This is a genomic window from Sphingomonas sp. Leaf21 (assembly GCF_916858675.1).
Classification (GTDB): Bacteria; Pseudomonadota; Alphaproteobacteria; order Sphingomonadales; family Sphingomonadaceae; genus Sphingomonas.
This window is the reverse complement of record NZ_CAKASM010000003.1, coordinates 138,998-148,671: the sequence shown is the minus strand read 5'-3', so window position 1 is coordinate 148,671 and position 9,674 is coordinate 138,998. Positions and strand designations below refer to the sequence as shown.

The 9,674-nt window shown below is 66.2% G+C and carries 7 protein-coding genes; 3 read left to right on the top strand and 4 right to left on the bottom strand.

What is annotated here, in order from left to right; all coding sequences use genetic code 11:
• Positions 1-344: 344 nt before the first annotated feature.
• The gene (locus LRP66_RS04690) at positions 345-917 is read right to left on the bottom strand and encodes a type 1 glutamine amidotransferase domain-containing protein (RefSeq protein ID WP_230481348.1); all 573 of its coding nucleotides are present in this window, start codon (positions 915-917) and stop codon (positions 345-347) included.
• 121 nt (positions 918-1,038) lie between these two features.
• Here LRP66_RS04690 and LRP66_RS04685 point away from each other — a divergent pair, with 121 nt between their 5' ends.
• Entirely contained in the window at positions 1,039-2,040 is a 1,002-nt protein-coding gene (locus LRP66_RS04685) for a DNA topoisomerase IB (protein ID WP_230481347.1), read from the top strand.
• A 24-nt stretch (positions 2,041-2,064) separates the two neighbouring features.
• On the top strand, positions 2,065-3,243 hold the full coding sequence (locus tag LRP66_RS04680; RefSeq protein ID WP_230481346.1) for a mechanosensitive ion channel family protein: 1,179 nt from the start codon (positions 2,065-2,067) through the stop codon (positions 3,241-3,243).
• Here the strand turns inward: LRP66_RS04680 and LRP66_RS04675 are convergent.
• Together LRP66_RS04675 and LRP66_RS04670 are read right to left on the bottom strand one after the other, a co-directional pair.
• Positions 3,225-4,217, bottom strand: a complete 993-nt coding sequence (locus LRP66_RS04675; protein ID WP_230481345.1) for a DUF2167 domain-containing protein — start codon at positions 4,215-4,217, stop codon at positions 3,225-3,227. The two genes, LRP66_RS04680 and LRP66_RS04675, sit on opposite strands and share 19 nt — an antisense overlap.
• A gap of 48 nt (positions 4,218-4,265) precedes the next feature.
• Entirely contained in the window at positions 4,266-7,196 is a 2,931-nt protein-coding gene (locus LRP66_RS04670; RefSeq protein WP_443026657.1) for an L-glutamate gamma-semialdehyde dehydrogenase, read from the bottom strand.
• Positions 7,197-7,761: 565 nt separating this feature from the next.
• On the opposite strand from LRP66_RS04670, the gene LRP66_RS04665 reads away from it, so the two are divergent.
• Entirely contained in the window at positions 7,762-8,241 is a 480-nt protein-coding gene (locus LRP66_RS04665) for a pyridoxamine 5'-phosphate oxidase family protein (RefSeq protein ID WP_230481343.1), read from the top strand.
• A 114-nt stretch (positions 8,242-8,355) separates the two neighbouring features.
• Here the strand turns inward: LRP66_RS04665 and LRP66_RS04660 are convergent, their stop codons facing one another.
• Positions 8,356-9,588, bottom strand: coding sequence for a polyhydroxyalkanoate depolymerase (locus LRP66_RS04660; RefSeq protein WP_230481342.1), 1,233 nt, complete (start codon positions 9,586-9,588; stop codon positions 8,356-8,358).
• Positions 9,589-9,674: the final 86 nt, after the last annotated feature.

Here is a 9,674-nt window from a genome sequence, read left to right as displayed (position 1 = left end):
TTCCTCCCCAAGCTCGCTTGGGGAGGGGGACCGCTCGCGTCAGCGAGTGGTGGTGGGGCGGATCGGTCGCCAACCTTTCCGTCTTCGCGGAAAGGCCCCTCCCCCACGCCCTGCGGGCGCGGTCCCCCTCCCCATCGGAGATGGGGAGGATTGGGGCACACTTCTTCGCTGAAGGCTACGACGCCATTCCTCCCCAAGCTCGCTTGGGGAGGGGGACCGCTCGCGTCAGCGAGTGGTGGTGGGGCGGATCGGTCGCCAACCTTTCCGTCTTCGCGGAAAGGCCCCTCCACCACGCCCTGCGGGCGCGGTCCCCCTCCCCATCTGCGATGGGGAGGATTGGGAAGTCACGCCTCTTCGGTTTCTTCCTCGTCGGCCAGTTCTTCTTCCAGCGCGGTCAGGATCGCCTTGTTGAAGGCGGGGATGTCATCCGGCTTGCGGCTGGTGATCAGGTTGCCGTCGATCACGACCTCCTCATCGACCACGTCGGCACCCGCATTGGACAGGTCGGTGCGGATCGAGGGATAGCTGGTCAGGCGGCGCCCATCGATCACGTCGGCTTCGGCGAGCAGCCAGGGGCCGTGGCAGATGGCGGCGACGATCTTGTCGTCTTCCATGAACTCGGTGACGATCTCCACCGCACGCTCGTTGAGACGCAGCTTGTCGGGATTGCAGGTGCCGCCCGGGATGACCAGCGCATCATAGTCGTCGGTATCGACCTCATCGACGGTCAGGTCGGGGGTCGCCGTCTCGGCCTTGTTGATATCGCCTTCCATGCCCTGGATGGGATCGGATTTGAGCGAGGCGAGCGTCACCTTCGCGCCCGCTTCCTCCAGCGCCTGGCGGGGCTTGAACAGCTCGACGGTCTCGAAGCCGTCGGCGGCGAGCATCAGGACGCGTGCCTGGGAAAGATCGGCCATGGGGATAACTCCTGTCGGGGGGATGCCTGGGGGATGGCTCGTCCAAAACCCGCGACCGCATCGGCCGTTCCGGAACGAAGCGACCAGCGACGCATTTGCAAAGGTGACCCGAGGGAGTGCGATGGCGACCCGTTTAGTCTATTGCGATGACACCAAGCCCGGCATCACCCGAACCAGGCTTCGCGGCCACTGGGCGTATTGGAATGCCAGGGGCGACCGGATCACCGACCGCGAGGAGATCGATCGCCTGAACCGCATCGGCCTGCCCCCCGCCTATAAGGACGCGTGGTTCTGCCCCCGCGCGAACGGCCATATCCAGGCGGTCGGCTGGGACGAGAAGGGCCGCAAGCAGTATCGCTATCACCCCGATTTCCGCGAAGCGCAGGAAGCAGCGAAATATGAGCGCTGCGCCGCCTTCGGCCACGCCCTCCCCGCCTTGCGCAAACGTGTCGAAGCCGATCTGAAGAAGCGCGGCCTGTGCAAGGAACGCGCGGTCGCCGCCGTCGTCCGGTTGCTCGACAACGGCCATATCCGCGTCGGCAACGAGGCCTATGCCGTCACCAACAAGAGTTTCGGCGCGACGACGCTGCGCAAGCGCCATGGCCAGGTGAAGGGCACGACGCTTCGGCTGCGCTATCGCGGCAAGTCGGGCAAGATGCGCGACATGACCCTGACCGACCGGTCGCTGGCCAGCTTCGTCAAGCGCTGCCAGGATCTGGACGAACAGCATCTCTTCGCCTGGGTGGACGAGAATGGCGAGGCCAACCCGGTCACCTCCTCCGACGTGAACTGCTATATCCGCGAGGCGACCGGGTGCGATTTCACCGCCAAGCATTTCCGCACCTGGGCCGCCAGCGTCGCCGCGTTCGAGGCGCTGGCGCTCGCGGAGGCGGACCTCAGCCTGAAGGCGATGCTGGAGCCCGTCGTCGAAAAGCTGGGCAACACCCCCGCCATCGCGCGCAAATCCTATGTCCACCCCTCGCTGATCGCGCTGGTGAAGGAGGGGCAGGCCGATTTCCGGCAGACGCTTCGCCTGCCGCGCGCCCGTGCCGGGCTGTCCCGCGTGGAGTGCGGGCTGATCGCGTTTCTCGAGGCCGGAACCCCGGCCAGCAAGGCGGCCTGACCGCCCATCCATTCAGGAGTCCCCATGGCGACGAGCAATACCTCGCCCAAGGCACCGATCTTCGACGGCTCGCGCGTACCGGATCAGGTGGGAAACATCATCAACGCGACCTATGACTGGGTCCAGGTCTACTGGCTGAAAGTGCTGATCGCGATCGGCTTCGGCGCGATCATCGTGCTGGCGCTGCTGTGGGTCCGCAGGCTTGGCGACAAGCTTTGCAGCCGTCCGGGCTTCGCGGGCGGCTGGGGCGTAATCCTGGGCCATGCGATCGCGCGGACCAACATGTTCTTCATCGTCACGCTCGCCGCGCAACTCGTCTCGGGCTATGCGGGCACGCCGGGCGAAGTCGCCAAGACGATCAGCTTCTTCTTCACCATCGCCAGCGCGTTCCAGGCGGCGATCTGGGCACGCGAGCTGATCCTCGGCACGATCGAACACCGCACCCAGTCCGAACATTATTCGGGCGAGGCGCTGCTGTCCGCGATGGGGCTGATCCGCCTGCTGGTGACGGCGGTGCTGTTCGCGGTGGCGCTGGTCGTGGTGCTCGACAATCTGGGCGTCAACGTCACCGGGCTGGTCGCCGGCCTGGGCGTCGGCGGCATCGCGATCGGCCTGGCCGCGCAGGGCATATTCGGCGACCTGTTCGCCGCCCTCGCCATCATCTTCGACCGGCCGTTCCGGCGCGGGGACAAGATCAGCTATGGCACGACAAGCGGCGTGATCGAGGCGATCGGGCTGAAGTCGACCCGCATCCGGGCGTTCACCGGCGAGTTGCGGATCATCTCCAACCGCCAGTTGCTCGACAAGGAGATCCAGAACACGACGGTGCGCGACCATGTCCGCCTGTCGTTCACGATCGGCGTCGCCTATGAAACCCCGCCCGATACGCTGGCGCGGGTGCCCCAGCTATTGACCGAGATCGTCGAGGGCGAAGGCGGCAAGGTCGCGCGCGCCGGGTTCGAGACGTTCGGCGCGTCGAGCCTGGACTTCGCACTCCAGTTCGACGTGCCCGGCGACGACTGGGCGACCGCGCACGACCTGCGAAACCGGGTGCTGGTCACGCTGATGAAGCGCTTTGCGGCGGAGGGGATCTCGATCCCCTATCCGACGCAGACCACCTACACCGCCGCGCCGGACGGGTCGCTGGTCATGCCCTATCCGCAGGTCCAGCCAGTGGAGGTGCATCACACCGCCGGGGGCTGATCCTCGGCAGGCCTTTCGGGCGGAGCGTCCTCGAACGTTTCAACCGGCTGCTCTTCCTTCCGGCCGAGCAGCCGCTTGCCCCAGCGGACCACGGCCAATCCGGCGAAAACGATCAGCGCGATGAACTTCTTGCCGAAACCCAGCACGATGGCGAGCAGCCCCAGCTTCTTGGCCGCTGCGACGCCGACACCCGCCGCGACCAGCCCCGCCAGGCCATATTCGGCGGTCTTGTCGGTCGAGGCGTTGTAATCGGCATAGGTCTCCCCCTTGTCGAAACTCGCCGCCCGCCCGAAATCGGCCGCCGCGGCGCGGACCTCGGCCAGATGGCTCATGTCGGACACCATGTTGAGGCTCAGCACGCCGCGCCGCCCCAGCAGTCGCACATCGTAATTCAGCGAGTCCGGCCCCGTGCTGCCGTCAAATTTCAGTTGCCGCGCCCAGACCAGCGAGTGGTCCCTGGCGTCATAGGATGGCGGCTGTGCCCAGCCGACGATCTGGACCGTCTGGAAGCCCTGCTTCTTGCGCTCGTCGTTCCGTTCGGCCGTGCCCTCTCGCAGGTCGGACAGAACCTTCTCGTAATCCTGCTCGTGGGCATCCTTGTCGCTGACATAGCCGGAGTCTTCATAGGTCACGACCGCGCCCCAGACACTGTCGGACGCCGTGGTTCCGGTGGGCAGGACGAGACCCAGCACATCGCTGACCGCCATGTCCGGATTGCCCCAGATCCGGGTCAGCACCTTCTTCGCATCTTCGGCAGGCAGGAAATAATAACGGTTGCCCAGATGCAGCGTCGCCTTGGCCGGGCCGATCACGACATCGCCGGTCTGCTTGCTCAGCGCCTGCTCGATGGCGCGGACCTGCGCCTCCGCGTTGTTCGCTGCCGACACCGGATCGGCGGCAATGGCCCTACCCGACCAGCACCCGACAGCAAGCATCAGCGCCACCGCAATGGCGCCCGTTCCCCGCAAATTCATCATTCCCCCCTCGCCCGCCCTCCCGTGGCGGACGAGGGAGGATAATCGTCAGATTCCGCCTTCGTCCAGCGACAACAACGTCGCGTTGCCGCCCGCCGAGGTCGTGTCCACCGACACCGCGCGCTCCGCGCAGAAGCGATAGAGGTAATGCGGCCCGCCCGCCTTGGGCCCGGTGCCCGACAGGCCTTCGCCGCCGAACGGCTGGCTGCCCACCACCGCGCCGATCATCGAGCGGTTGATATAGAGGTTGCCGACCGCCGCCTCGCTCTCGGCGACTTCGCCCGCGCGGGCGATCCGGCTGTGCAGGCCCATGGTCAGGCCGTAGCCCTTGGCGTTCACCTTCGCGATCGTCTCGGACAGGGTGCCCGCGTCCCACGTCGCGACGTGCAGGATCGGGCCGAACCATTCCTGGGTCAGGTCTTCCACGCGATCGAGCCGGATCAACGTCGGCGGCACGAACAGCCCATCGGCTGGCGCGTCGAGCGTCTTGATGGTCTTGCCCGCCATCGACGCGCGATAGGCCATCAGCTTGTCATAGGCCGCCCGGTCGATCACCGGACCGACATCCGTGGCCGGGTTGCCGGTCGGCCCCAGCACCAGCGTCTCCATCGCGCCCTTCAGCATCGCGATGACATTGTCGGCCACATCCGCCTGCACCAGCAGGAGGCGCAACGCCGAACAGCGCTGCCCCGCCGAGCGGAAGGACGAGGTGACGACGTCCGCCACCACCTGCTCGGGCAGCGCGGTCGAGTCGACGATCATCGCGTTGATGCCGCCGGTCTCGGCGATCAGCGGCACGATCGGGCGGTCGTCGTCGGCCACCAGCGTGCGCGCGATCCGCTTGGCGGTGGCGGTCGAGCCGGTGAAGGCGACGCCCGCGATCCGGTGATCCTCGGTCAGCGTCTGGCCAATATCGGGCCCGCCGACCGCGAGCAGCAGCGCGTCGCGCGGTACGCCCGCGCGGTAGGCCAGCTCGATCGCCGCCTGCGCGATCGCGGGCGTCTGTGGCGCGGGCTTGGCGACGACGGTGTTGCCGGTGACGAGCGCCGCCACCGTCTGGCCCAGGAAGATCGCCAGTGGGAAGTTCCACGGCGCGACCGTCGCCCAGACGCCGCGCCCTTCGAGGTGCAGCGTGTTGCGCTCGCCCGTGGGTCCGGGCAGTTCGACCGACCCCAGCCGCGCGCGCGCCTGCTGTGCGTAGTAGCGGCAGAAATCGGCGGCCTCGCGAACCTCGCCGATCGCGTCGGGGATGGTCTTGAACGCCTCCTGCACCAGGATCGCCATCAGCCGTTCGCGGTCCGCCTCCAGCAGGTCGGCCAGCTTTTCCAGCACGCCCGCGCGGGTGTCGAGCGGCGTCGCGTTCCATGCCGGGAACGCCGCATGGGCGCGCGCGACCAGCGCGGCGACGTCGGCCGTGGCGGCGACCGGCTTCACGGCGGGGCTGTTCACCGCCTTCACCGTGGCGTCCAGCGTCGCGATGTCGCTCAGGTCGATACCGGTCGAGTTGCGATGGCCCGGCGCGAACAGCTCGACGGGCAGCGGGATGCTGGGGTGCCGCGCGCCACCCACGGCCGCGATCTTGGCGACCGGATCGGCCAGGATCTCCGCCTCGGTCAGCCGCGCATCGGCGAGCTGGTGGACGAAGCTGGAATTGGCACCATTCTCCAGCAGGCGGCGAACCAGATAGGCGAGCAGATCGCGATGCCCGCCCACCGGCGCATAGATGCGGCACTTATGGCCATGCTCGCGCACCAGCCGCTCGTACAGGCCATCGCCCATGCCGTGCAGCCGCTGGAACTCGAAGTCGTGGCTGTTGCCCGCCCATTCGAGAATGGTCGCGACGGTCAGCGCGTTGTGGCTGGCGAAGGCGGGGCGGATATTTTCCGCCGCCAGCATATCCTTGGCGACCGCCAGATAGGACACGTCGGTCGCAGCCTTCCGGGTGAAGAGCGGATAGTCGGCCAGCCCCTCGACCTGGGTGCGCTTGATCTCGCTGTCCCAATAGGCGCCCTTGACCAGTCGCACGTTCATGATCCGGTCGAGCCCGTTGGCCCAGGCAATGACCGCCCGTGCGCGCTTGCCATAAGCCTGCACCGCCATGCCGAACCCGTCCCAGCCCTTGAGGGCGGGAAGCGCCGCGACACCGCCGATGATGTCCAGGCTCATCTCCAGCCGCTCGGACTCCTCGGCGTCGACAGTGAGGGCAATACCCTTGTCCGCCGCCTGCCGGGCGAGTTGCGCCACCATGTCGGTCAGCGCGGGTACGCATTCATAGGCGCGCGGCAATTCGTAGCGCGGATGGAGCGCCGACAGCTTGACCGACACCGAATGCCCCGCCGCCGGGTCCGATCCCACCGCGTCGATCGCCTTCACATAGGCCTGGAAATAGCGCTCGGCATCCTCATGCGTGCGCGCCGCCTCGCCCAGCATGTCGAAGCTGGCGGTGAAGCCCTTGTTCTCGGGCTTCTTCATGCGACGCATCGCTTCCTCGATGGTGCGGCCCATCACGAAGATCTCGCCCATCATCCGCATCGCGGCGCCGACCGCCTGTCGGACGAACGGTTCGCCCGCGCGCGACAGCAGCCGCTTGAGCGGCCCCGCCTCACCCTCACCCACCAGCGCGCGGCCGACGACCAGGCCCCATGTGGCCGAATTGACCAGCTTCGAGGCCGAGCGCCCGGTATGCGCGCGCCAGTCCGCCTCGCCCAGCTTGTCGGCGATCAGCAGGTCGGCCGTCTCGGGATCGGGCACCCGCAGAAACGCCTCGGCCAGACTGAGCAGCGCGACGCCCTCGGACGAATTGAGGCGATATTCCTGGAGGAACTGGTTCACCCAGCCGCGATTCTGCGCCGCCCGCAGGTCGGCGAGCAGGCCGGACGCATGGCCCATGATCCGCTCGCGCATCTCCGGCGTGGCGGCGGCGCGGTCGAGCAGCGGCTTCAGGACATCGGGCTCGGGCGCGCGATACAGCGATTTCATGGTCTTGCGCGCGTCGGCGGTAACGGCAGAGGTCATAGGTCTTAGGTCCGGTCGGGCGACCCGGCGCGATTGAGGCGCACCGTGAGCCGCATGGCGATGCTGTGATGGCCCGCGCTTAGCGGGAAATGAAGCGAAAGGGTATCGTTTGATACGATATGGCGCGCGGTTCGGGCTGACCGTCGCAATTGAAAATTCGGTGATGCTGGGGTATATCTCGGGAAGGCGAAGGACATCCGCCTTTCTGTAGAGCCCCGGTCGCTGCTACGGCCGGGGCTCAAATCCTTTGGGGCTCAGGCTGCTACCCGAGCCCCGCCGGGCACCTTACCTGTTGCGAACGTCGATAATCTTCACGACCAAGGTCGCGAAGGCGATGACTACGCCCAGGATCAGGCACAGATCGGCAACGGACATCCGTGGTCCTTTCTGTGAGTGACGGCGAAATTGCCGTCGTGGCTCTTGTTCCAACATGTGCGGCGTTTGTCAGCGGGAAAGTCTCGGCTCATTTCCCGCAACCATCCCTGCCCTCACGTCGTTCTCCAGCCAAACCCCTGAAAGGAGAGCCACGATGGCCGAGGACAGCCCGCAGGAAATCGCCGCCAAGTTTCTCGACAAGCTGAAGAGCAGCCCGTTCGTCATGATCGGCCTGAACGATGGCCAGCATTCCGAACCGATGACCGCGCAGATCGATGACGATCAGCCCAACACGCTGTTCTTCTTTGCTGGTCGCGACAACCGCATCGCCGGTGGTGGTCAGGCGATGGCGCAGTTCGTCGGCAAGGGGCATGACTTCTTCGCGTGCCTGGCGGGCCATGTGTCCAAGGACAACGACCCGCAGCAGATCGACAAGCTGTGGAGCAATCAGGTCGAGGCCTGGTTCCCGCAGGGCAAGTCGGACCCGAACCTGACGCTGCTCCGCTTCGACATCAACTCGGCGGAGCTGTGGGAAACCGACATCTCGCTGTCGGGTCGCGTGAAGATGCTGTTCGGCGGGACCATCCGCCCGGACGAGTCGTCGAGCCATGCGGTGGTCGGGTCGGTCGCGTAACTCATATGACCGGAATGCGAAACGCCCGGAGGCCATGGCTTCCGGGCGTTTTCCTATTTCCCGGCCCTTCTGCCACCTCCGCTCAGGCTGAACGAAGGCGGGAAGCCAGCCCCCTTATCCGTTCGTCTTGATCCACTCCTCGACCACCGGAGCGATCCGGTTGCGCCATTTGGAGCCGTTGAAGATGCCGTAATGGCCAACATTCTCGGCCATATAATAGCGCTTCTTATCGTCCGACAGCGAGGTCGCCAGCGTCAGTGCGGCGCGGGTCTGGCCCAGGCCGGAGATATCGTCCCGCTCGCCCTCGATCGCCAATATGCCGATATCGGTGATCGCGGCGGGATCGACGCGCTTGCCATGGTGCAGCATCTCGCCCTTGGGCAACGCATGGCGCTGGAACACCAGTTCGACCGTCTGGAGATAGAATTCCGAGGTCATGTCGCACACCGCGCGATATTCGTCATAGAAGCGCTTGGTCGCCTCGGCACTCTCGTCGTCGCCCTCGACCAGATGCTTGAACATCTCCCAATGCGAAATCATGTGGTTGCCCAGGTTCATCGACATGAACCCGGCAAGCTGCAGGAAGCCCGGATAGACCCGCCGCCCCGCGCCCGGATAGGTCATCGGGACGGTGGCGATCGCATTCTGCTCGAACCAGGCGTGCGGCCGTTCGGTCGCGAGCAGGTTGACCGACGTCGGTGCCTCGCGCGTGTCGACCGGGCCGCCCATCAGCGTCAGGGTGCGCGGCGTGCAGGGATGCTTGTCGGCACTCATCACGCAGGCGGCGACATAGCAGGGCACCGAAGGCTGGCACACCGCCAGCATATGTGTGCCGCCATGTTCCTTATTCGGCCCGATCTCGGTCAGGAAGTCGATGACGTAATCGACATAATCGTCGAAATCGAACCGCCCTTCCGACACGGGCACCAGCTTCGCATCGCGCCAGTCGGTGATATAGACCTCGCAGCTCGGCAGCATCCGCTCGACGGTGCCGCGCAACAGGGTCGCGTAATGGCCCGACATCGGCGCGACGATCAGCAGCTTCGGGCTGTCCTCGACACCCCCGCGGCGAAAGCGCTTCAGCTGGCCGAAGGGCTTGCGCGCGACGATCTCCTCATGAACCGCCACGTCGCGTCCGTCGATGCGGGTCGTGGTCAGGCCGAAGGCGGGCTTGCCGCGCGGTGCGGAGGCATGGGCGAAGACCTCCAGCGCCGATCCCATGATCGCGCCGCCACCGAAATAGGCGAAGGGATTGGCCGGGTTCTGAAGCAGCCCCGCGCCGAAATTGGCCAGGGCGCTCGCCCCCGCCAGCATCGAGCGTTGCATTTCATAGGCGTCGTACAGCATCGTCGAGTTCCTATCGCTCCGCGAACGGGAGCCAAGATTGCAGCTTGTGTATCACGAAACCGTTTGCACAAGATGACCAGAATATG